This is a genomic window from Pseudomonas sp. FSL R10-1339 (genome assembly GCF_009600545.1).
Taxonomy (GTDB): Bacteria; Pseudomonadota; Gammaproteobacteria; order Pseudomonadales; family Pseudomonadaceae; genus Aquipseudomonas; species Aquipseudomonas bubulae.
The window spans coordinates 21982-46442 of the sequence record NZ_WIVQ01000015.1 but is presented as its reverse complement, the minus strand read 5'-3'; the positions used below and the strand labels follow the sequence as shown (position 1 = coordinate 46442).

Sequence of the window (24461 nt, the reverse complement as noted above, 5' to 3'; positions counted from 1 at the left end):
ACACTCACAATTCGATGCCTTTCTGGGCTTTGATCCCGGCCTGGAAAGCGTGTTTGACCACCGCCATCTCAGTCACGGTATCAGCCAGATCAATCAGTTCAGGTTTGGCGCCACGGCCGGTGACCAGCACATGCTGCATGGCCGGACGGGCTTGCAGGTCGGCGAGCACCTGTTCCAGATCGAGGTAGCCGTGCTTGAGCGCGATATTCAGCTCATCGAGCACCACCAACCCAATGGACGGATCGCGCAGCATCTCGCGGGACACTTCCCACGCGGCTTCGGCGGCGGCGATATCGCGCTGGCGGTCCTGGGTTTCCCAGGTAAAGCCTTCACCCATCACGTGGTAGCGCACCTGCTCGGGAAAACGGCGGAAGAAAATCTCCTCACCGGTGCTGTTGCGCCCCTTGATGAACTGCACCACGCCGCACTGCATGCCGTGGCCCATGGCCCGGGCCAGCATGCCAAACGCAGAACTGCTTTTGCCTTTGCCATTGCCGGTCAATACCAGCAGCAGTCCGCATTCATTGGGCGAGCTGGCAATGCGCTCGTCCATAACCGCTTTTTTGCGCAGCATGCGCGCCTGATGGCGTTCGTCGCGCTCGGGGGATTCATTCATGGCAACTCTCCGTTGGGTTCGATGATGCAAACGGGAGGCGGGGGAAATTGAAAAAACACACTGCATCGCCCGCCGCGAGAGTGGTGGATGGATCAGGCCGGTCTCCGGGCTCACAAGCGGGCGGCACCTGTAGGGTGCACCCTTGTCCACGCGCCTTCCCGTGCAAAAAACACAGTGGCACTGAGCGTGGCTTTGACTCGTTTACCGTTGCGGGGGCAGCGCCGGGATCGTGGCGGTTGTGTAGGTCCAACACTCCCTCACCGGCTTCCCTGTTTCACTCTGTCGACCCGTGGCCACAGAGCACCTGAAACAAGCCGCGAAGGTTAGAGGGTTGGGGGTGGAGCGTCAATTAAAGCCGGCGCCTAAAGGCTTTATCCGGCGCCCGGGCTGAACCTTTAAACAGCTACGCTTCTCTACTACCAGACAAGATCTTATGGAGAACCACATGCTCAAGCGCCAGCACGCCGTTGTTATTGTTCTTGCCGCAGGATTGGTCGCTTGCGGCGAAAGCTCGACCCTGCAAGTCAGTGAGGGAACCGGCCCATCACCCAAGCTTCCCGAACCCAATAAAACCCTGATTCCGACGGTCAATATCGCCCCCGCCATCGGCTGGCCCGATAATGCCACCCCAGTGGCTGCCCACGGCTTGCACGTCGCCGCTTTCGCCCAGAACCTCGACCACCCGCGCTGGCTCTATGTACTGCCCAACGGCGACGTGCTGGTGGCCGAATCCAATTCGCCGCCCAAGCCGGATGACAGCAAGGGCATCAAGGGCTGGATCGCAGACAAGGTCATGTCCCGCGCCGGGGCCGGAGTGCCAAGTGCAAACCGGATTACCCTGCTGCGCGACGCGGACCACGATGGCGTCGCCGAAACCCGCACCGTGTTTATTGAGAACCTGAACTCTCCCTTTGGCATGACGCTGGTGGGTAACGATCTGTATGTGGCAGATGCCGACAAGCTGTTGCGCTTCCCCTATCAAGCCGGTGAAAACAGCATCAGCGCCAAACCGGTCAAGGTGGTGGACTTACCCGGCGGGCCTCTGAACCACCATTGGACCAAAAACGTGATCGCCAGCAAGGACGGCACCAAGTTATATGTGACCGTCGGATCCAACAGCAATGTGGGCGAAAATGGCATGGACAAGGAGCAAGGTCGCGCCGCGATCTGGGAAGTCGACCCGGCCACCGGCAGCCACCGCATTTTTGCGTCGGGCCTGCGCAACCCTAATGGCATGGACTGGGAGCCCACCTCCGGCAAGCTCTGGACAGCAGTTAATGAGCGTGACGAAATCGGCAGTGACCTGGTGCCCGACTACATCACATCAGTCCAGGATGGCGGCTTCTATGGCTGGCCCTACAGCTACTACGGCCAGCATGTGGATGTGCGGGTCAACCCGCAAAACCCTGAACTGGTGGCCAAGGCCATTGCCCCGGATTACGCCGTTGGGCCACACACGGCGTCTTTGGGGCTGACGTTTGCCGAAGGCAGCCATTTACCCGGCTTTACCCAGGGTGCCTTTATCGGCCAGCACGGCTCCTGGAACCGCAAACCCCACAGTGGTTACAAAGTGATTTTCGTGCCTTTTGCCGGCGGCAAACCGGAGGGCATGCCGATCGATGTGCTGACCGGCTTTCTTAACGCCGACGAAAAAGCCATGGGCCGGCCAGTGGGCGTGGTGATCGACAAGCAAGGGGACTTGTTGGTGGCTGATGATGTAGGCAACAAGGTTTGGCGGGTGTCGGGAAAATAGGCTTTCTAATCAAGAGCCGCCCTCACCCTAGCCCTCCCCGGAGGGAGAGGGTTGGGGTGAGGGGCTTTAGGGCAAACGTGCCAAATGCTGCTCGGTCGGCAACACGCGCTTGGCATTCAGATAAGCCCTCTGCCAGTAGGCCTTGTTCAGGCTGTCCAGCTTAACCGTACCGCCCGTGGCCGGCGCATGGACAAAGCGCCCTTCGCCTACGTAGATCCCGGCGTGACTGACCTGGGAGCCACCATTGGTTGCAAAGAACAGCAGGTCACCGGTTTGCAGCTTGTCCTGGCCGATGCTCTGCGCACGCATCACGATCATCTCGCGCGTAGTGCGCGGCAACGAAATACCCGCGGCGTCGTTGTACACGTACTTGATCAGGCCACTGCAATCAAACCCCGAATCCGGGGTATTGCCGCCCCAGCGATAAGGCGTACCTACCAGACCAAGGGCGCGAAAAAGCACATCTGCGGCAACCGGCGAGGTTTCTTCGGGATGAGTGATAAACACAACCGGCTTTTGTGCCACGGGGGCTGGCGGGGTGCGGCTGGCGCAGGCACTGAGCAGTGCTGCTAAAGTGAGGAGAGCAACGCGGGCCATGATCGACATAAACAGAATGTTCCTGATTCTGGATACGGCAACTCAGGCCGCGAACCCCAAAGCCGCGAGAGGGGGCACCTTCGCGGCTTCAGAAATTTAACATTGCGACTTAATTCTAGCTCTTAGCTGCAGAACTTCAAGTAACACATTAACTTTACTTGCGGGCTACGACGCTCGCAGGGGCCATCGCCAGGGCGCGTTTGGCCTCAATAAAGGTCTTGCTCCAGTAGCTGTCACCCAGGTTATCAATCCGCACACCACCGCTGCGGCGGCTGCTGGAGTGAATAAACTGGTCATCACCCAGGTAAATCCCGGCATGGCTCACACGGCCACGACCATTGGTGCTGAAGAACAGCAAATCACCCGGTTTCAAATTATTCCGTGCGACCAGCGGTGCTTTTACGTTGATCATTTCGCGGGTTGAGCGCGGCAATTGCATGCCCGCCTCTTCCTTGAACAGATAACCGATAAAGCCGCTGCAATCGAAGCCTGCCTCGGAGGTGCCACCAAAACGGTAACGGGTACCGATCAAGGACATACCGCGCTCTAGAATGCTGTCAGCCAGAGCTGGCAATTCATAAGGCTTGCTGTTGGCAGAAAACTCAGCCAGTTCTTTTTCGGTTGCCAGTTCTTCCTGATAAAGAGCGGAAGTTTGCGAGACCGAAGATGACTTTTGAACCTGAGCCTGGACGACTTGCTGCGACACTGGCGTGTGAGCAGCACAACCAAACAACAGGGTAACGAGTGCGAGGGGCACGAGGGGTGCGAAGCGCTTTAGCATGGGCACGACCGTGGCTTATTAGAAAAAGTAGCCGCGACTATGCCTTCTATGATCCTCATTTGCAAATTCAATCGATCTAAATGTGACTTGATGGTTTTGTCGTGACATCTAAGGCTTTACACCCCTGACGACAGATTTTGCGCCCACAGCCCTTTGGCCGCGCAGGATTTTTGGCGCCTGGAAACTGTCAAAACCGGCTACAACCCTTATTTTTGAAGGGCTGAGCTACCAGCCAAGGGTTTCTTTCAGGAAGGGAATGGTCAGCTTGCGCTGCGCCTGCAAGGACGCTTGATCGAGCCGCTCGAGCAAATCAAACAAGGCACTCATGCTGCGGGTACCGCGCGTGAGAATGAAATGCCCGACTTCGTCAGTCAGGTGCAGGCCACGGCGTGAAGCACGCAACTGCAAAGCCCGCAGCTTGTCCTCATCGGACAGGGGGCGCATCTGGAAAACCAGCGCCATGGTCAGGCGGGACTTGAGGTCTGCCAGTTTGATCGGCAATTCTCGAGGCGAGGTGGAGGCTGCAATCAACAGGCGCCGGCCGCTGTCACGCAGCCGGTTGAACAGATGGAACAGCGCCTCTTCCCAATCAGCACGCCCGGCCACCGCCTGCAGGTCATCCAGGCAAACCAGCTCGTACTGCTCAAGGTTATCGAGGATTTCTATGCCGCGATCCAGCAACTCGGCCAGCGGCAGGTAAACCGCCGGTTCGCCCATCTGCTCAAAGCGCAGGCAAGCGGCCTGCAGCAGGTGCGTACGCCCTACGCCATGTTTGCCCCACAGGTAAATCAGGCTTTCTGTCCAGCCGGCGTCGGCTTCGCACAGACGTTCGACATAGCCGAGTGCAGCGGCATTGGCGCCTGGATAATAGTTTATGAAGGTAGCGTCATCACGCAGACGCACACCTAGGGGCAGCTGAATCGGTTTCATGCTGACTGAACAGTTCAAGCGAACCGTTAGTGGCCTCTGTGTAAGGTTTGAAAAGTTTATACCCGTGTCGCCGGGCACACAATGTAACAGACCACGAGCAAAATCAAAGGTTTGCGTTAAGGTCTTGGATTGATTGGGCTTTTTCTGGCGCCTGCGAGCCGCCTCGAACGCACAAAGAAGGCCGGGCCGCCTCGCGACAACCCCGCCGCTTCACAACCCACCCTCTACAACTGCGGATCCTCACTGCCTTTATAGACCTGGGAATCCTTATACAAATCCTGCACATGGCGCACCAGCACCATGATCACGGCCGCTACCGGCAAGGCCAGCAATACACCGGTAAAACCGAACAGCTCACCGCCAGCCAGAATCGCAAAGATCACCGCCACCGGGTGCATACCGATTTTGTCACCCACCAGCAGCGGGGTAAGCACGGTGCCCTCCAGGGCTTGGCCGATCATAAACACCGCCACGATGCCGAGCATCGGGTACAGATCCCCGCCAAACTGGAATAACCCGGCAACCAACGCCGCACCGATGCCGACAATAAAGCCCATATACGGCACGATGGCCGCTATACCCGCCATCAAGCCGATCAACAACCCCAGCTCGAGGCCGACCAGCATCAGGCCCGCCGAGTAGATCACCCCCAGCGCCAGCATCACCAGCAACTGACCGCGCACAAACGCGCCGAGCACGTCGTGGCACTCTTTGGCCAGTGACACGATCTGATCTGCCCGAGCCCGCGGCAACAGACCGCGAATCTTTGCCATCATGATGTTCCAATCACGCAACAGGTAGAACGCCACCACCGGAATCAACACCAGATTGGCCAAAAAGCCGATCAGCGCCAGACTGGAAGCCGTGGCCTTGGACAGGACGATTCCGACAATGTCAGTGGCCTGCCCCATATGCTCGGTGATCGCCGCCTTGATCTTGTCGAACTTCCAGAAACTGTCACTCAAGCCGAACTTGGCTTGCACCCACGGCATTGCCGTGTGCTGCAGCCAGTCGAGGATCTGCGGTGCCAACTGATAGAGCCTCAACAGTTGCTTGGCCAGCAGCGGCACCAGTACCAGCAGCAATGTCATCAAAATGACAGTGAACACGGTAAAGACCGCAACCACACCCCAGGTTCTTGAAAGTCCGAACCTTTCCAGTCGATCGACCACAGGGTCGAACATATAGGCCAGGACGATGGCGACCAGAAAAGGCGTGAGTATCGGATGCAGGAAATACGCGAACAGGGCGAATCCCAACGCCACGCCCCACCACACCCACCGTCGCGAATCAGCCATGAGCCACCCCATCCTTATATAAAGAAGACATCAACCTACCAGCGAAACCGCAACTGCGCCGCAGGGCCTGAGGCAACACTTGACGCCTGCCCCCCATCAGCCGCAACAGGCACTTGCCCCGCCGGTACTTCCTGCAACTGCGCCAGCCCCAATTGCGAACGCAACTGCTCGGCGCTGCCGTTTACCAGGTACACAACACGATCACCGTCAACGCTCTTGAGTTGCGCACCAAAAGGCTCAAGCAAATGCCCCAGCTGCGCATAACGCTGCAACGTCATGCCTTGCACTTCGAGCAACTGCTCGGAAGAAACCCCGGGCTTGACCGCATAGCGCGGCGCCAGACGCTGGCTGACCGCAAGCATCACGGCATCGGCCAGCGCTGCCTGATCAGGAGCCTGAGCGCTGCCCTGCTCCTGCTGATCACCTACCCACAAACGCCATTTGGCGCTCCACTGCCCGTCATCTTCACGAGCATGCACCGCCAGCAATGCGTCCGCACCATAACGCTCGGAAGCGTCTTTTAAAGGCGCAGGATTGCTGCCCTCAAGATTTTCAGCCGTACCCACAAGCTGTTCACTCAAATCCGCCAACGGCAAGCGCAATGGCAAACCCCGATGCTGCGCGGCACGACGCAACGGCTCGGCCACTGACTGACCGTCCCCCACCAGGCTCGAACCTTCGACCGAGTCATTCAGCCACCAGCCCAGCAGCGCAGGGCGATTACTGCCCCACAGCGACAGCCCGGCCTGATGCAACGCACGATCGGTACTCACCGGATCGAAGTCCACTTGCAGGCTTTGCGGCGGGCCGGCGTCATAGCCGTAGCGACTGATGATTTGCTGCGGATCTTTGCGAATCGCCTCCAGCGCCGGACTCTTAATCGCCGCGGCATCTCCGGTCAGACGCAACACCAGGGTTTCCAGGGCCTTTTGCGTAGCCTGGGTGCGCTCATCAGGTGACTGGGTGGTGACTGGCTCGAGCACCTGATAAAGACCGGTGAGGATTTCGGCATGACTGGCCAGGCTGAAAAAAGACAGACAGCCCACGGCTAAAAATTGGCTAAAACGCATGAAAGATTCCCGATGACAAAAAGCAGCCTATTAAGGACGCCATAAAAACACTCGAACAGACTTCTGACACGGCCACGGCCAAATCATTCACGCCCGTTTCGCGTTTTCACGCGGTCACACAACCTCTCTATACCTTATACAGGCCTGTGCGCAGACCCAAGTACGACTAAAAAAGGTTTTTTTCGCCAGATATAACCCTGCCTGTCGGCCCGAGGATGGCCGCTGCCCTTCAAGCCTGATAAAATCGCGCGCCTTCGCAGACCGCCAACAGCCGGGCACCCTGCAAATGCTCTGGTGCAATCCTTGAGCACTTGCAAGCCTGCCCCCTGAACTCGGTCGATACCCCCGAATCCCCCCTAAAGGCCTGGATTATGAGCAAGCAACCATCCCTGAGCTACAAAGACGCCGGTGTAGACATCGACGCCGGTGAAGCATTGGTCGAACGCATCAAGAGCGTGGCCAAGCGCACTGCACGCCCGGAAGTGATGGGCGGCCTCGGCGGTTTTGGCGCCCTCTGCGAAATTCCGGCTGGCTACAAGCAGCCTGTTCTGGTTTCCGGCACTGACGGCGTCGGCACCAAGCTGCGCCTGGCCCTGAACCTGAACAAGCACGACAGCATCGGTATCGACCTGGTTGCCATGTGCGTCAACGACCTGATCGTATGCGGCGCCGAGCCTCTGTTCTTCCTTGACTACTACGCCACCGGCAAGCTCAACGTTGAAACCGCGACCCAGGTGGTAACCGGTATCGGCGCTGGCTGCGAACTGTCCGGTTGCTCGCTGGTTGGCGGCGAAACCGCTGAAATGCCAGGCATGTACGAAGGCGAAGACTACGACCTGGCCGGCTTCTGCGTTGGCGTTGTAGAAAAATCCGAGATCATCGACGGTTCCAAGGTCGCTGCCGGCGACGCCCTGCTCGCCTTGCCGTCCTCGGGCCCGCACTCCAACGGCTACTCGCTGATCCGCAAGATCATCGAAGTGTCGGGTGCCGACATCGAAAACATCCAGCTCGACGGCAAGCCACTGACCGACCTGCTGATGGCGCCGACCCGCATCTACGTCAAGCCGCTGCTCAAACTGATCAAGGAAACCGGCGTGGTCAAGGCCATGGCCCACATCACCGGTGGCGGCCTGCTCGACAACATCCCGCGCGTACTGCCAAAAGGTGCACAAGCGGTGGTTGACGTTGCCAGCTGGCAGCGCCCTGCCGTCTTCGACTGGCTGCAGGAAAAAGGCAACGTGGACGAGCACGAAATGCACCGCGTGCTGAACTGCGGCGTTGGCATGGTCATCTGCGTAGCTCAGGCTGACGTTGAAACCGCGCTGAACGTACTGCGTGAAGCGGGCGAGCAGCCTTGGGTCATCGGTCAGATCGCAACCGCCGCTGAAGGCGCTGCGCAAGTTGAGCTGCAAAACATCAAGGCGCACTAATGCCTGATACCTGTGATGTAGTGGTGCTGCTTTCCGGCACCGGCAGCAACTTGCAGGCCTTGATCGACAGCGATGACGTCAAGGCCAGCCCGGCAACAATCCGCGCGGTGATCTCCAACCGCGCAGATGCCTACGGCCTGCAACGCGCCAAAGACGCGGGTATCGATACCCGCGTACTGGATCACAAGGCATTCGAGGGCCGCGAGGCCTTCGATGCTGCATTGATCAAAGTCATCGACGAATTCAAACCGAAACTGGTGGTTCTGGCCGGGTTCATGCGCATTCTCAGCGCAGAATTCGTGCGTCACTATCAGGGTCGCCTGCTGAATATCCACCCTTCCCTGCTCCCCAAATACAAGGGTTTGCACACGCACCAGCGGGCGCTGGAAGCAGGAGACGGTGAGCACGGCTGCAGCGTGCACTTTGTGACCGAGGAACTCGACGGCGGACCTCTGGTCGTACAGGCAGTGATACCGGTAGAGTCCGATGACTCGCCACATAGCCTGGCGCAACGGGTTCACGCCCAGGAACACCGGATTTATCCGCTTGCAGTGCGCTGGTTTGCCGAAGGTCGCTTGTCACTTGACGAGCGAGGCGCATTATTGGACGGTCAATTACTTGCGGCCAGCGGCCACTTGATACGAACCTAGGAGAACTTATGCGTCGTGCCCTGCTTCTCGCCCTTAGCCTGCTGGCTATTCCAGCAGTCCAAGCGGCCGATCTTCAGCCTTTCAAGGCCAGCTACACCGCAGACTGGAAACAGCTGCCCATGAGCGGTTCTGCCGAGCGCAGCCTGACCAAGGGTGACAATGGTATCTGGACCTTGAATTTCAAGGCTTCAATGCTGGTAGCCAGCCTGAACGAAGAAAGCACCCTCAAAATCGAGAAAAACACGCTGATCCCGCTGACCTACCACTTTGAACGTGGCGGCCTGGGAAAAGCCAAGAAGATCGATCTGGATTTCGACTGGGCGGCCAAGATGGTCACCGGCACCGATCAGGGCGACGCTGTCAAAGTACCCTTGCTCAGCGGCATGCTCGACAAGTCCACCTACCAGCTGGCACTGCAGCGTGACGTAGAAGCCGGCAAAAAGTCCATGAGCTACCAGGTGGTTGATGGCAATGACGTCGACACCTATGACTTTCGCGTGATCGGCCCTGAAGTGGTTGAAACCAAGGCTGGCAAGGTCGACGCAATCAAGGTTGAGCGCGTACGCGACCCGACACAGAACAAGCGCATCACTGAAATGTGGTTCGCCAAGAACTGGGGTTCGCTGCTGGTCAAACTGCGCCAGGTCGAAAAAGACGGCAAGGAATACAACATCATGCTGCTGGACGGCACGGTGGATGGCAAAACGGTCAAGGGCAACTAAGCGACAAGCCTTTAGCTGCAAGCCTCAAAAAAACCTCGCTTCGGCGAGGTTTTTTTGGTCTGTAACACACCAAAAACATGAAACATTTTTCATAAAACTATTAAACAAATCCGTAAACACCCCGTGCTTAAAGGGCTGCAGGGTTTAAGGATTTTCTGCAAGATGACAGCGCGACAATCAGCTATTTACTTAGGAAGCTAACAGATTCTATAAAGAAGTCCTGCGACGCCTTGCCGCAGGCCCTCATCAGAATTTGGAGCAAGCAGATGACTATCAAAGTAACTGAGCGCGACGATTCACGTATGTTCCACCAACTGGTAGCCCACGGTGTACACCTATGGGATGTGCATCAAGAAGACATACTGGTAGGCATGTTCCACCGCGAAAGCGACGCTCACAGCTACAAGGCTGAGCTGGAAAAGCTGGAAGCGCAGAAACGCCAGGCCTGAGCAGAAGAAACTACTGTCTTGAAAAACACAAACCCCGCCGAAGCGGGGTTTGTTTTGTTATGCGCCAACGCAACACTCTGTGGGAGCGAGCCTGCTCGCGAAGAGCAGCGAACGCTTTCGCGAGCAGGCTCGCTCCCACAGGTTATGCCAGCACTACCACATCAGGTCATCAGGGATCTGATAGGCCGCGTACGGATCGTCTTCTTCCGGGGTTTTCGGCTCAACCAGGATATTCAGCTGCACGATCCGGCGCGGATCGCGCTCCTGGATCTTCAGTGCAGCTTCACGGGGGATGACTTCGTAGCCGCCCTGGTGCTGCACGATCGCCAGCGAGCCATTGGCCAGCTTGTTGCGCATCAGGGTGTTGACCGACAGGCGCTTGACCTTTTTGTCATCAACGAAGTTGTAGTAGTCCTCAGTGGTCAGCTTGGGCAGACGTGATACTTCGATCAATTGCTTGATCTGCGCAGCACGGGCTTTTTGCTCGACCTTCTCCTGCTGCTGGCGGTTCAGTTCCTGGTCGCGCTTGACCTTCTCGGCCTTGGCTTCGGCAGCCAGACGCTGCTGGGTGTCGTCCAGTTCGATCTGGCCTTTGTGGGCCAGACGCTGTTGTTTCTGTTTTTCTTTGCCGGCCTGCTTGGCCTGCTTCTCGTTGACCAGTCCGGCTTTGAGCAACTGGTCGCGTAGGGAAATGCTCATCTACTTACTCACTTAGGCAAACTCAGCCGCAGCTGGGCAAATTCTTTTCCTGGCGCTTGGCTTCACCCCACAGGGCGTCCAGGTCTTCAAGGGTGCAACTTTCAATGGGACGCAGGGTATCGCGCAATGCCTGCTCGATAAACCGGAAACGTCGATCAAATTTTGCATTGGCACCACGCAAGGCGGTTTCCGGGTCCACTTTAAGATGACGGGCCAGATTGACCACGGAAAACAGCAGGTCGCCGATTTCGTCATGAATGGCCGCCGAATCGTTGTCGGCCATGGCCTCCAGCACTTCATCCAGCTCTTCACGCACCTTGTCCAGCACCGGCAATGCCGCTGGCCAGTCAAAACCGACCTGGGCGGCGCGCTTTTGCAGCTTGGCGGCGCGGGACAGGGCAGGCAAGGCGACGGGCACATCGTCAAGCAAGGACAATTGCTCGGGGGCGGTAGACTTTTCTGCGCGCTCCTCGGCCTTGATCTCATCCCAGCGTACCTTGACCTGTTCTTCGCTCAAGCGCGGCACATCCAGCGGCGCATACAGGTCACCGGTGGGAAAGACATGGGGGTGACGGCGGATCAGCTTGCGGGTAATGCTGTCGATCACCCCGGCAAACTCGAAACGGCCTTCTTCCCGGGCCAGCTGGCTGTAATACACCACTTGAAACAGCAAATCGCCGAGTTCGCCCTGCAGGTGCTCGAAGTCACCCTGCTCAATGGCGTCAGCGACCTCGTAGGCCTCTTCGAGGGTATAAGGCACGATAGTGGCGTACGTTTGCTTGATATCCCACGGGCAGCCGTACTGCGGGTCACGCAGGCGGGCCATGAGGTGCAGCAGGTCGTCGAGGTTGTACATCTGTAATCCTTTGGCACACGCTAACCACACCCTGTGGGAGCGGGTTTGCTCGCGATATGAACACCCCGGTACAGCTGACTCACCGAGGAGATGCAATCGCGAGCAAGCCCGCTACCACAAAGGATCAGCGCGGCTCACTACGCCCGATCCGGCGGGTTTCGATGATGTTCGGCAGTTGCGAGATCCGCCCCAGTAAACGCCCCAGCGCATCCAGCCCCGGGATCTCGATGGTCAAGGTCATCAACGCGGTGTTGTTTTCCTTGTTCGAGCGGGTGTTGACCGCCAGCACGTTGATCCGTTCGTTGAGCAACACCTGCGACACATCACGCAACAAGCCCGAACGATCGTAGGCGCGGATTTCGATATCCACCGGATAGGTCGAGACCGGGATCGGCCCCCAGTTGACCTGAATCATCCGCTCCGGCTCACGACTGCCCAGTTGCAGCACCGAGGCGCAGTCCTGGCGGTGAATGCTGACGCCACGGCCCTGGGTGATGTAACCGACAATCGCATCCCCCGGCAGCGGCTGACAGCACCCGGCCATCTGGGTCAGCAGGTTGCCGACGCCTTCGATCTGGATGTCTCCACGCTTGCCCGGCTTGTAGCCCGTGGCCTTACGCGGGATCAGCTCCATCTGCTCGCTGCCGCGCTCAGGCTCGACCTGTTGCTGGGCCAGGTTGATCAACTGCGCCAGGCGCAAGTCGCCAGCCCCGAGCGCCGCGTACATGTCCTCGGCGGTTCGCATGTTGGCCTTGTCGGCGAGCTTCTCGTAATCCACCGCCGGCAGGCCCAAACGGCCGAGTTCGCGCTCGAGCATGGTTTTGCCGGCAGCGACGTTCTGATCGCGCGCCTGCAACTTGAACCAGTGGACGATTTTCGCCCGCGCCCGCGAGGTGGTGACATAGCCCAGGTTCGGGTTCAGCCAGTCGCGGCTCGGCGTACCGTGCTTGCTGGTGATGATCTCGACCTGCTCACCGGTCTGCAGACTGTAGTTGAGCGGCACGATGCGCCCGTTGATCTTGGCACCACGGCAGTTGTGGCCAATCTCGGTGTGAACCCGGTAGGCAAAGTCCAGCGGCGTCGCCCCCTTGGGCAGGTCGATGGCATGCCCGTCAGGGGTGAAGATATACACCCGGTCCGGCTCGATATCGACGCGCAGCTGATCGGCCAGGCCACCGATGTCGCCCAGTTCTTCGTGCCACTCCAGCACCTGGCGCAACCACGAGATTTTCTCTTCGTACTGGTTGGACCCGGCCTTGACGTCAGTGCCCTTGTAGCGCCAGTGCGCGCAAACCCCCAGCTCGGCCTCTTCGTGCATGGCATGGGTGCGAATCTGCACTTCCAGGACCTTGCCTTCAGGCCCGATCACGGCAGTATGCAGCGAGCGGTAGCCGTTCTCCTTGGGGTTGGCGATATAGTCGTCGAATTCCTTCGGGATATGCCGCCACAGGGTATGGACGATGCCCAGCGCGGTATAGCAGTCGCGCATTTCCGGCACCAGTACCCGTACGGCACGCACGTCATAGATCTGGCTGAAGGCCAGGCCCTTGCGCTGCATTTTGCGCCAGATCGAGTAGATATGCTTGGCCCGGCCGCTGATGTCGGCGTCGGTCACGCCGGTGGCTTCCAGCTCGGTACGCAACTGGTTCATCACATCGCTGATAAAGCGCTCGCGGTCGAGGCGGCGCTCATGCAGCAAGGTGGCGATCTGTTTGTACTGCTCGGGCTCCAGATAGCGGAAGGACAGGTCCTCCAGCTCCCACTTGATGTGGCCGATGCCCAGGCGGTGCGCCAATGGCGCATAAATATCGAACACCTCGCGGGCGACGCGGTTGCGCTTCTCGTCCGGGGCATTTTTGACTGCGCGAATCGCGCAGGTACGTTCAGCCAGCTTGATCAGTGCCACGCGCACGTCATCAACCATGGCAACCAGCATCTTGCGCAGGTTTTCGACCTGGCCCTGGGTGCCCAGCACCATCGATTGACGGGGGCTGAGGCTGGCACTGATGGCCGCCATGCGCAGTACACCATCAATCAGTTTGGCCACCACCGGACCGAAGCGCTGGCTGACGGCAGGCAACAGCACCTGCCCTTCGCGCACGCAACGATAGAGAATCGCGGCAACCAGGGAATCCTGATCCAGTTTCAGATCGGCCAATATCTCGGCGATTTCCAACCCGGTACGAAAGCTTGAGGTGCCCTCGGCCCACAGGTTTTTCGCCGCATTGGCTTGCTGCTCGGCCTCGCGTGCAAACTCACACGCTTCTTTCAAGGCTTCACGGTCCAGCGCCACATCGACACTCACCGCATGATCCAGCCATGCCTCGAGGTTGAGACTGCCGTCGGTGTTGATCGGCTGGTGTGCTCTGACCTGTACCATCTTGCTTACCTTCCCTACAGCGCAGGTTCAATGCGCCGAAATCACAGGCCCTGATCCCAACCGCGCGCTACAGGGCATAGCGTCGCGGGTTGCGGGCCCGTTGAAATAGACAGACATCCTAGTCTGCTTCAAATAACGCCATCGCCTCGACATGCGCTGTTTGCGGGAACATGTCGAGGATTGCGGCACGTTTTAACCGGTAACCCTGTTTAATCAGTTCAACCGTGTCGCGCGCCAGGGTGGCCGGGTTGCACGACACATACACCAAACGTTTGGCACCCAGGCCAGACAACTTTCGTACCACTTCATAAGCGCCGTCGCGAGGCGGATCGAGCAGTACCGCATTGAAACCGGCTTTGGCCCAGGTTGCATCCACAAGCGGCTGCGACAAGTCGGCCTGAAAAAACACTGCATTATGCAGGCTGTTACTGACCGCGTTTTGCGCGGCGCGTTCGACCATGGTCGCAACACCTTCAACAGCCACGACTTCACGCGCTTTTTGTGCCAGTGGTAGAGCGAAGTTACCCAGCCCACAGAACAAGTCAAGAATCCGTTCGTCAGCTTGTGGCGCAAGCCACTTAATGGCTTGAGCAACCATCGCTTCGTTAACGCCGGCATTGACCTGGACAAAATCCCCGGGGCGATACGCCAGCTGCAAATCCCATGTTTCCAGACGATAGCCCAAGGCCCGGGTCAAATCGACCGGCTGCGGCTCGCCTTCGCCATGCAGCCACAATTGGGCGTTATGGGTAATGCAAAATGCCTCAAGGACCTGCATGTCGGCAGCGCTCAGCGGCGCCATATGGCGCAGCAAAACCGCAATCGCCGAGCCACTGAACAACTCCACGTGGCCCAGTGCCTTGGGGTTGCCCAGTTGACGCAACATGGCGGGCAGCCCGGTCATGATAGGTTGCAAAGCCTGTACCAGAACCAAACAGTGATCGATGGCGACGATGTCCTGGCTGCCAGCAGCACGGAAACCCACGTCCAGGTGCTTGGCCCGCGCATCCCAGCGCACGGCGATACGTGCCCGGCGGCGGTAGCCAAACTCGGGACCGGTCAGCGGCGCTGCCCACTCTTGAGGTTCGACACCGGCCACGCGGGACAGTTGCTCGGCGAGCATGCGCTGTTTCAGTGCAAGCTGCTCTTCATGGGGCAAATGCTGCACGCTGCAGCCGCCGCACTTGCCCGCATGGGCACAGGGTGCCTGGCGACGGATCTCGCTGGCCTTGAAAACACGCTCGGTACGGGCTTCAACGACCTTGCCATGGGCACCCAGCACCCGGGCTTCGACTTCTTCACCGGCCAGAGCCCCCGAAACAAACCAGGTACGCCCTTCAATAAAGGCAATACCGCGGCCGTCGTTGGCCAGGCGCTCGATATTCAAACGCTGTTTCTTGCCCGCAGGCACTTGCGCAGCCTTGGTGCCGCCAGCAGGCTGGAAGCGCAGGCCTCTCTCTTGCTTGGCCATCAGTTGGGCGCATCGTAAATGCCGGTCGACAGATAACGGTCGCCTCGGTCACAAATGATCGCGACCATCACCGCGTTTTCGACTTCCTGGTTCAGGCGCAGCATCGCTGCCACCGCTCCGCCCGAGGACACACCACAGAAAATGCCTTCTTCACGGGCCAGTCGGCGGGTGACGTCTTCGGCTTCGCGCTGGGCCATGTCGACGATGCGGTCTACGCGGTCGGCCTGGTAGATCTTGGGCAAGTACTCGGTCGGCCAGCGGCGGATGCCCGGAATGGCAGCGCCTTCCATCGGCTGCAAACCGACGATCTGCACGCACGGGTTTTGCTCCTTGAGGTAGCGCGACACGCCCATGATGGTACCGGTAGTACCCATCGAACTGATGAAGTGGGTGATGGTACCGTTGGTCTGACGCCAGATTTCCGGGCCCGTACCGGTGTAGTGAGCCTCGGGGTTGTCACCGTTGGCAAACTGGTCGAGCACCTTGCCCAGGCCCTGGGCCTGCATCTTGTCGGCCAGGTCGCGGGCGCCTTCCATGCCCTCTTCCTGACTGACCAGGATCAGCTCGGCACCGTAGGCGGTCATGGCAGCCTTGCGCTCGGCGCTGGAATTGTCGGGCATGATCAGGATCATCTTGTAGCCCTTGATCGCCGCGGACATGGCCAGGGCAATCCCGGTATTGCCCGAGGTGGCTTCAATCAAGGTATCGCCAGCCTGGATCTGGCCGCGCGCTTCGGCGCGGGCAATCATCGACAGAGCCGGACGGTCCTTGACCGAGCCTGCAGGGTTGTTCCCTTCGAGCTTGAGCAACAAGGTGTTGGTAGTGTTTCCAGCCAGGCGCTGCAAGCGCACCAGTGGAGTGTTGCCGACGCAATCGGCGATAGTTGGGTACTGCAATGTCATGGCGTATTCGCAATCCAGACCGCGGGGTCGCACATCATACCGACAAACGCCGACAGCCCATATCACGCAAAGTACGGTGCTTATGGTTAAAGGCTATAAGCGCCGCAAGCCCATCACAATAATTCCTGTGGGAGCCGGGCTTGCCCGCGATTCTGACGCCGCGGTCTGTCAGGTAAAACGGACTGATACCATCGCGGGCAAGCCCGCTCCCACAGGGATGTATGTACAGCCGCGGCCTGAGCGTTTACGCGGCATGTCCGGCAAGCAAACGAACATGCACCCGCAACCCGCCGCCGTGGTTCTCTGCCCACAAACTGCCACCCTGCAGCCGCAGGGCATTGCGCGCAATACTCAGGCCCAGACCAAAGCCGCCATCGCCGGGACGCGAGCCATCAAGGCGGGTAAAAGGCGCAAAGATCCGCTCCAGTTCTTCAGGTGCCACACCTGCGCCCTGGTCATCGAGCCACAGGTGCCACATATTGCCTTCGCGCCGGCCATCAAGGCTGACGATACCCTCGGGTGGAGAATGGCGAATGGCATTGCGCAGGATATTTTCCATGGCTTGAGCCAGGCTGTTGAGATGCCCGCGCACCCAGCAATGCTCATCCACCAGACAAGGCAGTCGCGATTGCGGCCAGCCACTTTCAAAGCGGGCGTTTTCGGTGAGCATCTCCCACAGCGCCTGCACCTGAATGTCTTCCACCGGCAGCGGCCCGCGCTCGGCATCCAGCCAGGCCAGTTGCAAGGTGTCTTCGACCAGCCGTTGCATGCCGTCGACTTCACGGCCCAGGCGCTCACGCAAGGCCTCGCCCCCCTGCTCGCTGTCACAGGCTACCCGCAAACGGCTCAAGGGCGTGCGCAGCTCATGGGACAAGTCGCGGAGCAATTGCTGCTGTTGCGAGACCGTACTCTGCAAGCGCTCGGACATCTGATCGAACGCCCGCGCCAGCTCACCCAGTTCGTCCTGGCGGCTGGTGATCTGGCTCGATAGCCGCGCCCCCAGTTGATCAGCCCGCCAGGCATTGGCCTGTTCGCGAAGATGGTTAAGCGGCACGATCAGCACGCGGTACAGGCCCACGCACAGCAACAGGGTCAGCAAGCCAGGAATTACGCCGTTGGTGACAATCCGCCAGATCACCTGGGAGCGCCCGGGCATAAAGCGTTGCGGCAACTCGATCACCAGGCTGCCCGCCGACGGGTCGCGGGGAAAGGGCACCTTTATCCATGGCCGCGCCGTCTTGATATGGCTGATGGGCCAGTCCAGGCCGCGCAAAAAGGTCAGCCGCTCACTTTCTCGATCACTCAGCGGGTAGCTGCTCAGCGACTGCAGGTCCTGACCAATCACCCCGACCCAGCCCGGCTCCCTGTGCCCCATGCCCTGCAACCACTGGTCGACGCCGGCTTGCTGAGCGCTCTCCCAGGCGCGCTCGGCCTCACCGGCATAGCGCACCAGGGTGCCGTGGGCCTGCTCGGACAAAAAGCCGGTGCGCTTGTCCATATAGCGACCCCAGGACCAACTGAGCCAGATCATCAGCAAGCAGAAAACCACCAGCAAACACGCCAGCTTCCAGAACACCGAATTCTTGCCGGGCACCTTACGGGGCATCGCTGGCACTAAGGACATAGCCCTTGCCCCACACCGTGCGTACTTCATGCTGGTAATAGCCGATAGTTTTGAGCTTTCGCCGGATCTGGCTGATATGCATGTCCAGGCTGCGGTCATGGGCTGCATAGCCGCGCTGCAAGACCTGCTGATAGAGAAAGGCCTTGCTCAACACTTCGTCGGCATTGCGCTGCAGGGTATCGAGCAGACGGAACTCGCTGCGGGTCAACCCGGCCCATTGCTCGCCCCGGCGCACATCGCACGCCTCGTCGTCGAACAGCAAACCGCTCTCGGCCGGTGGCAGTTCCTGCACCGTTGGGGCGCCAGGCATGCGATCCAGGGCCACGCGACGCAAGATGGCCTGGATGCGCACCCGCAGTTCGGCCATGCTGAACGGCTTGGGCAGATAATCATCGGCGCCCAGCTGGAAACCGCTGATACGGTCGGCCTCGGCACCCAGCGCCGACATCAGGATCACCGGCAAGGCGTGGGTCTGGCGCAGTTGCGTCAGCACCTGCAAGCCATTCATGCCGGGCAGCAGGATATCCATCAGCACCACGTCAAAGTGCTCCTGGCGGGCACGGGCCAGACCTTCCAGGCCATTCTGGCACCAGATAACGTCAAACCCGCAACGCCCCAGCTGCTCGTGCAGATAGGCGCCCAGAACGGGGTCGTCTTCAATGGTCAGTAGGCGCGAGGGGCTAACAGCTACGGGATTCATTAGCGTCTGCAAGTAATTCTCAATCGGCGATTATTCAAGATTGAGCCCCTGCGGGCAACCGGCACGGGCTTTACCCCGTCTGATAAACCGAAATTGATGGCAAATTTTCAAAGATTTGCCGGGCACCATATGGCTACACTGCCACCTGATCCGGGCGGGAAGCCCGGATCACTCTTAAAAGAATGCAGGGCTGGAGAGTTGTGTGCTTAAAAACCTCGGTATCAAAGGCCGCGTATTGCTGTTAACGCTATTGCCCGTCAGTTTGATGGCAAGCGTGCTCGGCGGCTATTTCACCTGGCTGCAACAGTCCGAACTGCAATCGCAACTGTTGCAGCGCGGGGAAATGATCGCCGAACAACTCGCCCCCCTGGTCGCCCCCGCCATGGGGCGCCACGACACCGCATTGCTGGCCCGTATCGCCACCGAATCTCTGGAACAACAGGATGTGCGCGCCGTGGCGTTCCTCAACGCCAACCACGAACCGCTGGCCCATGCCGGGCCGATCATGCTCAATCAGGCTCCACTGGGCAGCAGTACCCATCTGCAACAGCGCACCGACAACGATGCCACGCGCTATTTATTGCCCGTATTTGGCCGCCATCGCAACCTGGCCGGGGATGTGATCCCTAACGAAGCCCATCGCCTGCTGGGCTGGGTCGAACTGGAGCTGTCCCATAACGGCATGCTGCTGCGCAGCTATCGCAACCTGTTTGCCAGCCTGTTGCTGATCGTCACCGGGCTGGTGCTGACCACCCTGCTGGCCTTGCGCATGAGCCGCACCATCAACGCACCGCTGGGGCAAATCAAACAAGCCGTGGCCCAGCTCAAGGACGGGCATCTGGAAACCCGCCTGCCGCCACTGGGCAGCCACGAACTTGACGAACTGGCCTCGGGCATCAACCGCATGGCCGAAACCCTGCACAATGCCCAGGAAGAACTGCAGCACAGCGTCGACCAGGCCACCGAAGACGTACGCCAGAATCTCGAAACCATCGAAATCCAGAACCTTGAACTCGATCTGGCCCGCAAGGAAGCCCTGGAGGCCAGCCGTATAAAGTCCGAGTTTCTGGCCAACATGAGCCACGAAATCCGCACCCCGCTCAACGGTATCCTCGGTTTTACCCACCTGCTGCAAAAAAGCGAGTTGACCCCGCGCCAGTTCGACTACCTGAACACCATCGAAAAATCGGCCGACAACCTGCTGGGCATCATTAACGAGATTCTCGATTTTTCGAAAATCGAAGCCGGCAAGCTGGTGCTCGACAGCATTCCGTTCAATTTGCGCGACCTGCTGCAGGACACCCTGACCATCCTCGCCCCTTCGGCCCACGACAAGGGCCTGGAACTGGTCAGCCTGGTGTATCGCGACACCCCGCTGTCGCTGATCGGCGACCCGCTGCGGCTCAAGCAAATCCTCACCAACCTGATCAACAACGCCATCAAGTTCACCCGCGAGGGCACCATCGCGGTGCGGGCCATGCTTGAAGACCAGGACGAAAATGAAACCGACGGCAGTGTGCAACTGCGCATCAGCGTGCAGGACACCGGTATCGGCCTGACCGCCCAGGATATCCGCGCCCTGTTCCAGGCTTTCAGCCAGGCTGACAACTCACTGTCTCGCCAGCCCGGCGGCACCGGGTTGGGGCTGGTGATATCCAAGCGACTGGTCGAACAGATGGGCGGCGAAATCGGCGTTGAAAGCACCCCTGGCGAAGGCTCGGTATTCTGGATCAGCGTCAGGCTGCCCAAGGCTCGCGATGATGTCGAAGACTTGCCCGGCGCGCCGCTGCTGGGCCGGCGCGTAGCCATCCTGGAAAAACACGACCTGGCCCGCCAGGCCCTGCACCATCAACTGGAAGACTGCGGCCTGGAAGTCACGCCCTGCACTACTCTGGAAAACCTCACCAATTGTGTGACCGGCGCTCACCAGACCGCCCAGGCTATTGGTCTGGCAGTTCTGGGCGTAACGGCCAATGACACCCCGCCAGAGCGTCTCAACCAGCACATCTGGGATCTCGAGCACCTGGGTTGCAAGGTACTGGTTCTGTGCCCGACCACCGAGCAGGGCCTGTTCAACGCGGTGGTGGACAACCCCCACAGCCAGCTCCAGGCCAAACCCGCCTGCACCCGCAAACTGCGTCGGGCCCTGGCCGACCTGGTCAGCCCGCGACAAACCCGCAGCGAACCCGGCGAACCGCTGGCCAGCCGCGCGCCGCGCATTCTGTGTGTGGATGACAACCCGGCCAATCTGCTGCTGGTGCAAACCCTGCTTGAAGGCATGGGCGCCAAGGTGACTGCAGCGGACAGCGGTTATGCCGCCATTGATGCGGTCAAGGCACACGATTTCGATCTGGTGCTGATGGATGTGCAAATGCCCGGCATGGACGGGCGCGAGACCACCGAAGTCCTGCGCCAGTGGGAAAGCGAGCGCCACTGTACGCCGCTGCCGATCGTTGCGCTCACAGCCCACGCCATGGCCAACGAAAAACGCGCCTTGCTGCAAAGCGGCATGGACGACTACCTGACCAAACCGATCAGCGAACGGCAGTTGGCCCAAGTGGTGTTGAAGTGGACGGGCTTGGCCTTGCGCAATCAGGCCAGCGAAAACTCGCACGAACCGACCCGTCACACCACGCAATTGCTCGTCCTCGACCACGATGAGGGGCTGCGACTGGCGGCAGGCAAGGCGGACCTGGCCATCGACATGCTGGCCATGCTGCTGGCTTCGCTGGAAGCCGACCGCGACGCTATCCGCCAGGCCCGTGAGGCCAGAGACAACAACGCATTGATCGAGCGCGTCCACCGCTTGCACGGCGCAACCCGTTACTGCGGCGTACCGCAATTGCGTGCGGCCTGCCAGCGCAGCGAGACCCTGCTCAAGCAGGCAAGCCCCAACGCCGTCGCCGCCCTGGACGAGCTGGATCAGGCCATCACACGCCTGGCCAAAGAAGCACGCAGTACTGCATAGCAAAATCATCGTGTGGGAGCGGGCTTGCTCGCGATTCGGGCGGCGCGGTATGTCAGGTAAACCGCCGTGATGCCATCGCGAGCAAGCCCGCTCCCATAAAAGCCGATTTGTAGTTACAGACCAAGGAAGACCCCATGCGCACGATTCTTTTCAGCAGCCAGACCTACGACCGCGACAGTTTCATCGCGGCCGCACAAGACGACGGTAACGAGCTGCATTTCCAGCCCGCGCGCCTGACCCTGGACACCGTAGCACTGGCCCATGACTACGAAGTGATCTGTCCGTTTATCAACGACGACCTCAGCGCCCCGGTGCTGGAGCAACTGGCTGCTGGCCGCACCCGCCTGATCGCCCTGCGCTCGGCCGGCTACAACCATGTGGATCTGCCCGCCGCCAAACGCCTGGGCCTGAGTGTGGTGCGCGTCCCCGCGTACTCCCCCCACGCCGTCGCCGAACATGCCGTGGCCCTTATCCTGGCGCTCAACCGCCGCTTGCACCGCGCCTACAACCGCACCCGCGAAGGCGACTTCACTCTGCACGGGCTGACCGGTTTCGATCTGGTGGGCAAGACCGTGGGCGTGGTGGGCACCGGCCAGATCGGCGCCACATTCGGCAAGATCATGGCCGGTTTCGGCTGCAAGCTGCTGTGCTTCGACCCTTATCCAAACGCCGAACTGCTGGCGCTGGGCGCTCGCTACGTCAGCCTGCCCGAACTGCTGGCCGGTTCGCACATCATTTCCCTGCACTGCCCGTTGACCGCAGACAACAAGCACCTGATCAACGCCACCAGCCTGGCCACCCTCATGCACGGCGCCATGCTGATCAACACCGGACGGGGGGCGCTGGTCGACACGCCGGCGCTGATTGAGGCGCTGAAAAGTGGCCAATTGGGATATCTTGGGCTGGATGTGTACGAAGAAGAGGCCCAACTGTTCTTCGAGGACCGCTCCGACCTGCCCTTGCAGGATGACGTGCTGGCCCGGCTGCTGACCTTCCCCAATGTGATCATCACGGCCCATCAGGCGTTTCTGACCCGCGAGGCGTTGAATGCAATTGCCAGCACGACCCTGAGCAATATCGCGGCCTGGAGAAACGGTACGGCGCAAAACCTGATCGAAGGTTGAGTCTGGACTTTGATGCCTGCGTGCTAGCATAGCGACTTACTTGGAGGACCCATGGTCGAACACGATTTCCGCTACAGCCTGCTTAACCCGCAGCACACCCTGATTGAATGCCGCGCTCTGGCGCCGGGCCTGTATCAAGTCACCGGCAACGGCGGCTCGATTCAAGCCGGTGATGTGCTGATTGTGTCCCTCAAGGGCAGCAAGACCTTGTCCATGCGTTTGAGCGTCGACAAGGTGCGCCACCTGATCAACCCGCGTGGCCAGTGGGTTGCCGTCACCAAAGGGCCGGTGTTCGGTGAATTGGCGATTCATGAATGGCAGGTCAACTGCGATGCTTGCGCCAAAGAGCTGAAGTTCGAGTTCGCAGTCGACGCCAAACTCGGCACCAAGGCGCAAAAGCCCGCAGCCACGGCGCGGATTGCCGAGCTGGGCTGGAGCACTGAAGGCAGCAAGCACCTGTGCCCGCAATGCCAAAAGGCCGCGCAATGAAACGCTTGATCCTGCTGGCCGTGCTGGGCGCAAGCCTGACGGGGTGTGCGGGTGATCCGGTGAAGTTGCAGCAAAACCACACCTACGTGTTGGAGTGGATCGGCGAACGACCGCTGATCGACAACAGCCACCTGACCGTCACCCTGGACGATGCTGGTCGGGCCTATGGCAGTGGCGGTTGCAACCATTGGTTTGCACCTTACACCCTCGACGGCGACAAGCTGACCTTTGGTGGCGTAGGCAGCACCCGCAAGGCCTGTGCGCCGGCGTTGATGGAGCAGGAGCAGCGATTCTTCGAGGCCTTGCAGACCGTACAGCGCTGGGACATATCGCCGATCGAGCAGGTGCGATTCTGGCCTGAACAGGGCAAGCCTCTGCGGCTTTGGCCTGAAGAAGGCTGATACCGCGGCGCTTGAATCACGAGCAAGCCCGCTCCCACAGACTGGTGCCAGCCTGTGGGAGCGGGTTTGTTCGCGATGGCTTCGACTCAGGCCCCTCTCAATTCCTTGATCTTCGCCAACACACCGGCCGCGGTCTGCTCGCCCATCAACGTTGCCCGCACCTTGCCTTTCTCATCCAGGATATAAGTCACCGGCAAGGCTTCGCTGCGTGGCAAATCGAACACCTCCGCCGGATCCTGCGCCAGCACGGTAAAGGTGATGCCCAGCGCGGTACTCGCGTCGCTCAGCTCCTTGCCCTGCAAACCATCGTAGTTGACCCCGAACACTCCCACCGACTGCCCCTGCAGCTGTTTTTCCAGCGAGTTGAGTTCAGGAATCTCGATACGACACGGGCCACACCACTCGGCCCAGTAGTTGATGACCTTCCATTGCTTGTCCAGACGCTCCGAGGCGATCTTCTGTCCGTGCTGATCGACCCCATAATCATTTCCGCAGCCGGCCAGCAATAATGTGGCGCAGACGATAACTGCTGCCATGAGTCGCTTAAACAT

Annotated in this window: 23 protein-coding genes and 1 riboswitch; of the genes, 9 read left to right on the top strand and 14 right to left on the bottom strand. The window is 59.7% G+C overall.

Annotated features, from left to right (window positions below):
* Positions 1–4 precede the first annotated feature (4 nt).
* A complete protein-coding gene (gene cobO / locus GHO03_RS07405; protein WP_153399500.1) occupies positions 5–616 on the bottom strand; it encodes a cob(I)yrinic acid a,c-diamide adenosyltransferase in 612 nt (203 codons plus the stop codon).
* Between the two features lie 77 nt (positions 617–693).
* Positions 694–939: riboswitch (cobalamin riboswitch) on the bottom strand.
* Positions 940–1061: 122 nt separating this feature from the next.
* Between cobO and GHO03_RS07400 the strand changes: the two genes are divergently transcribed.
* Entirely contained in the window at positions 1062–2369 is a 1308-nt protein-coding gene (locus tag GHO03_RS07400) for a sorbosone dehydrogenase family protein (protein ID WP_095003082.1), read from the top strand.
* Between the two features lie 66 nt (positions 2370–2435).
* Here the strand turns inward: GHO03_RS07400 and GHO03_RS07395 are convergent, their stop codons facing one another.
* The 5 genes from GHO03_RS07395 to GHO03_RS07375 all read right to left on the bottom strand — a co-directional run bounded on the left by GHO03_RS07395 (position 2436) and on the right by GHO03_RS07375 (position 7045).
* The gene (locus GHO03_RS07395) at positions 2436–2975 is read right to left on the bottom strand and encodes a C40 family peptidase (protein ID WP_095019425.1); all 540 of its coding nucleotides are present in this window, start codon (positions 2973–2975) and stop codon (positions 2436–2438) included.
* A 145-nt stretch (positions 2976–3120) separates the two neighbouring features.
* Positions 3121–3747, bottom strand: coding sequence for a C40 family peptidase (locus tag GHO03_RS07390; protein ID WP_095003080.1), 627 nt, complete (start codon positions 3745–3747; stop codon positions 3121–3123).
* A 225-nt stretch (positions 3748–3972) separates the two neighbouring features.
* Entirely contained in the window at positions 3973–4677 is a 705-nt protein-coding gene (hda, locus tag GHO03_RS07385; protein ID WP_016779862.1) for a DnaA regulatory inactivator Hda, read from the bottom strand.
* A 224-nt stretch (positions 4678–4901) separates the two neighbouring features.
* Positions 4902–5975 carry an AI-2E family transporter gene (locus GHO03_RS07380; RefSeq protein WP_153399497.1) on the bottom strand — a complete coding sequence of 358 codons (1074 nt, stop codon included), beginning with the start codon at positions 5973–5975 and terminating at the stop codon, positions 4902–4904.
* Between the two features lie 35 nt (positions 5976–6010).
* A complete protein-coding gene (locus GHO03_RS07375) occupies positions 6011–7045 on the bottom strand; it encodes a DUF2066 domain-containing protein (RefSeq protein WP_095003078.1) in 1035 nt (344 codons plus the stop codon).
* A 371-nt stretch (positions 7046–7416) separates the two neighbouring features.
* Here GHO03_RS07375 and purM point away from each other — a divergent pair, with 371 nt between their 5' ends.
* The 4 genes from purM to GHO03_RS07355 all read left to right on the top strand — a co-directional run bounded on the left by purM (position 7417) and on the right by GHO03_RS07355 (position 10296).
* On the top strand, positions 7417–8475 hold the full coding sequence (purM, locus tag GHO03_RS07370) for a phosphoribosylformylglycinamidine cyclo-ligase (RefSeq protein ID WP_016779859.1): 1059 nt from the start codon (positions 7417–7419) through the stop codon (positions 8473–8475).
* Positions 8475–9125 carry a phosphoribosylglycinamide formyltransferase gene (purN, locus tag GHO03_RS07365; protein ID WP_095003077.1) on the top strand — a complete coding sequence of 217 codons (651 nt, stop codon included), beginning with the start codon at positions 8475–8477 and terminating at the stop codon, positions 9123–9125. The genes purM and purN overlap by 1 nt, the downstream gene beginning before the upstream one ends.
* A gap of 8 nt (positions 9126–9133) precedes the next feature.
* Positions 9134–9847: a DUF3108 domain-containing protein gene (locus GHO03_RS07360; protein WP_095019423.1), complete on the top strand. Its 714-nt coding sequence runs from the start codon at positions 9134–9136 to the stop codon at positions 9845–9847.
* A 266-nt stretch (positions 9848–10113) separates the two neighbouring features.
* Positions 10114–10296, top strand: a complete 183-nt coding sequence (locus tag GHO03_RS07355) for a hypothetical protein (protein WP_016779856.1) — start codon at positions 10114–10116, stop codon at positions 10294–10296.
* 153 nt (positions 10297–10449) lie between these two features.
* On the opposite strand, the gene GHO03_RS07350 is transcribed toward GHO03_RS07355, so the two are convergent.
* From GHO03_RS07350 to GHO03_RS07320, 7 genes are all read right to left on the bottom strand, one after another.
* On the bottom strand, positions 10450–10995 hold the full coding sequence (locus GHO03_RS07350; RefSeq protein WP_019827734.1) for a DUF2058 domain-containing protein: 546 nt from the start codon (positions 10993–10995) through the stop codon (positions 10450–10452).
* Positions 10996–11017: 22 nt separating this feature from the next.
* Positions 11018–11851 (bottom strand): nucleoside triphosphate pyrophosphohydrolase, encoded by an 834-nt coding sequence (gene mazG / locus GHO03_RS07345; RefSeq protein ID WP_095003075.1) that lies wholly within the window; start codon positions 11849–11851, stop codon positions 11018–11020.
* A 124-nt stretch (positions 11852–11975) separates the two neighbouring features.
* Positions 11976–14231, bottom strand: coding sequence for a GTP diphosphokinase (relA, locus tag GHO03_RS07340; protein ID WP_095003074.1), 2256 nt, complete (start codon positions 14229–14231; stop codon positions 11976–11978).
* A 118-nt stretch (positions 14232–14349) separates the two neighbouring features.
* The gene (rlmD, locus tag GHO03_RS07335) at positions 14350–15702 is read right to left on the bottom strand and encodes a 23S rRNA (uracil(1939)-C(5))-methyltransferase RlmD (protein ID WP_133144860.1); all 1353 of its coding nucleotides are present in this window, start codon (positions 15700–15702) and stop codon (positions 14350–14352) included.
* Positions 15702–16604, bottom strand: a complete 903-nt coding sequence (gene cysM, locus GHO03_RS07330) for a cysteine synthase CysM (RefSeq protein ID WP_153399495.1) — start codon at positions 16602–16604, stop codon at positions 15702–15704. Before cysM ends, rlmD begins: the two co-directional genes overlap by 1 nt.
* Positions 16605–16848: 244 nt before the next feature.
* Positions 16849–18210 carry a sensor histidine kinase gene (locus GHO03_RS07325; RefSeq protein WP_095003071.1) on the bottom strand — a complete coding sequence of 454 codons (1362 nt, stop codon included), beginning with the start codon at positions 18208–18210 and terminating at the stop codon, positions 16849–16851.
* Complete coding sequence (locus GHO03_RS07320; RefSeq protein WP_095019419.1) at positions 18200–18928, bottom strand: response regulator transcription factor; 729 nt, start codon at positions 18926–18928, stop codon at positions 18200–18202. Before GHO03_RS07320 ends, GHO03_RS07325 begins: the two co-directional genes overlap by 11 nt.
* A gap of 202 nt (positions 18929–19130) precedes the next feature.
* Here GHO03_RS07320 and GHO03_RS07315 point away from each other — a divergent pair, with 202 nt between their 5' ends.
* The 4 genes from GHO03_RS07315 (at position 19131) to GHO03_RS07300 (ending at position 23910) form a co-directional block, all read left to right on the top strand.
* Positions 19131–21896, top strand: a complete 2766-nt coding sequence (locus GHO03_RS07315; RefSeq protein ID WP_372241715.1) for a response regulator — start codon at positions 19131–19133, stop codon at positions 21894–21896.
* Between the two features lie 134 nt (positions 21897–22030).
* Complete coding sequence (locus GHO03_RS07310; protein WP_095003068.1) at positions 22031–23020, top strand: 2-hydroxyacid dehydrogenase; 990 nt, start codon at positions 22031–22033, stop codon at positions 23018–23020.
* A 51-nt stretch (positions 23021–23071) separates the two neighbouring features.
* Positions 23072–23509 carry a hypothetical protein gene (locus GHO03_RS07305; RefSeq protein WP_095003067.1) on the top strand — a complete coding sequence of 146 codons (438 nt, stop codon included), beginning with the start codon at positions 23072–23074 and terminating at the stop codon, positions 23507–23509.
* A complete protein-coding gene (locus GHO03_RS07300) occupies positions 23506–23910 on the top strand; it encodes an META domain-containing protein (RefSeq protein ID WP_095003066.1) in 405 nt (134 codons plus the stop codon). Before GHO03_RS07305 ends, GHO03_RS07300 begins: the two co-directional genes overlap by 4 nt.
* A gap of 86 nt (positions 23911–23996) precedes the next feature.
* Here the strand turns inward: GHO03_RS07300 and GHO03_RS07295 are convergent, their stop codons facing one another.
* On the bottom strand, positions 23997–24461 hold the full coding sequence (locus GHO03_RS07295; protein WP_153399491.1) for a TlpA disulfide reductase family protein: 465 nt from the start codon (positions 24459–24461) through the stop codon (positions 23997–23999).

What these genes read in the sequence shown, in the direction of transcription:
- cobO (WP_153399500.1), bottom strand. Translation starts at nt 616, where the DNA reads ATGAATGAATCCCCCGAGCGCGACGAACGCCATCAGGCGCGCATGCTG.
- GHO03_RS07400 (WP_095003082.1), top strand. Translation starts at nt 1,062, where the DNA reads ATGCTCAAGCGCCAGCACGCCGTTGTTATTGTTCTTGCCGCAGGATTG.
- GHO03_RS07395 (WP_095019425.1), bottom strand. Translation starts at nt 2,975, where the DNA reads ATGTCGATCATGGCCCGCGTTGCTCTCCTCACTTTAGCAGCACTGCTC.
- GHO03_RS07390 (WP_095003080.1), bottom strand. Translation starts at nt 3,747, where the DNA reads ATGCTAAAGCGCTTCGCACCCCTCGTGCCCCTCGCACTCGTTACCCTG.
- hda (WP_016779862.1), bottom strand. Translation starts at nt 4,677, where the DNA reads ATGAAACCGATTCAGCTGCCCCTAGGTGTGCGTCTGCGTGATGACGCT.
- GHO03_RS07380 (WP_153399497.1), bottom strand. Translation starts at nt 5,975, where the DNA reads ATGGCTGATTCGCGACGGTGGGTGTGGTGGGGCGTGGCGTTGGGATTC.
- GHO03_RS07375 (WP_095003078.1), bottom strand. Translation starts at nt 7,045, where the DNA reads ATGCGTTTTAGCCAATTTTTAGCCGTGGGCTGTCTGTCTTTTTTCAGC.
- purM (WP_016779859.1), top strand. Translation starts at nt 7,417, where the DNA reads ATGAGCAAGCAACCATCCCTGAGCTACAAAGACGCCGGTGTAGACATC.
- purN (WP_095003077.1), top strand. Translation starts at nt 8,475, where the DNA reads ATGCCTGATACCTGTGATGTAGTGGTGCTGCTTTCCGGCACCGGCAGC.
- GHO03_RS07360 (WP_095019423.1), top strand. Translation starts at nt 9,134, where the DNA reads ATGCGTCGTGCCCTGCTTCTCGCCCTTAGCCTGCTGGCTATTCCAGCA.
- GHO03_RS07355 (WP_016779856.1), top strand. Translation starts at nt 10,114, where the DNA reads ATGACTATCAAAGTAACTGAGCGCGACGATTCACGTATGTTCCACCAA.
- GHO03_RS07350 (WP_019827734.1), bottom strand. Translation starts at nt 10,995, where the DNA reads ATGAGCATTTCCCTACGCGACCAGTTGCTCAAAGCCGGACTGGTCAAC.
- mazG (WP_095003075.1), bottom strand. Translation starts at nt 11,851, where the DNA reads ATGTACAACCTCGACGACCTGCTGCACCTCATGGCCCGCCTGCGTGAC.
- relA (WP_095003074.1), bottom strand. Translation starts at nt 14,231, where the DNA reads ATGGTACAGGTCAGAGCACACCAGCCGATCAACACCGACGGCAGTCTC.
- rlmD (WP_133144860.1), bottom strand. Translation starts at nt 15,702, where the DNA reads ATGGCCAAGCAAGAGAGAGGCCTGCGCTTCCAGCCTGCTGGCGGCACC.
- cysM (WP_153399495.1), bottom strand. Translation starts at nt 16,604, where the DNA reads ATGACATTGCAGTACCCAACTATCGCCGATTGCGTCGGCAACACTCCA.
- GHO03_RS07325 (WP_095003071.1), bottom strand. Translation starts at nt 18,210, where the DNA reads ATGCCCCGTAAGGTGCCCGGCAAGAATTCGGTGTTCTGGAAGCTGGCG.
- GHO03_RS07320 (WP_095019419.1), bottom strand. Translation starts at nt 18,928, where the DNA reads ATGAATCCCGTAGCTGTTAGCCCCTCGCGCCTACTGACCATTGAAGAC.
- GHO03_RS07310 (WP_095003068.1), top strand. Translation starts at nt 22,031, where the DNA reads ATGCGCACGATTCTTTTCAGCAGCCAGACCTACGACCGCGACAGTTTC.
- GHO03_RS07305 (WP_095003067.1), top strand. Translation starts at nt 23,072, where the DNA reads ATGGTCGAACACGATTTCCGCTACAGCCTGCTTAACCCGCAGCACACC.
- GHO03_RS07300 (WP_095003066.1), top strand. Translation starts at nt 23,506, where the DNA reads ATGAAACGCTTGATCCTGCTGGCCGTGCTGGGCGCAAGCCTGACGGGG.
- GHO03_RS07295 (WP_153399491.1), bottom strand. Translation starts at nt 24,461, where the DNA reads ATGTTTAAGCGACTCATGGCAGCAGTTATCGTCTGCGCCACATTATTG.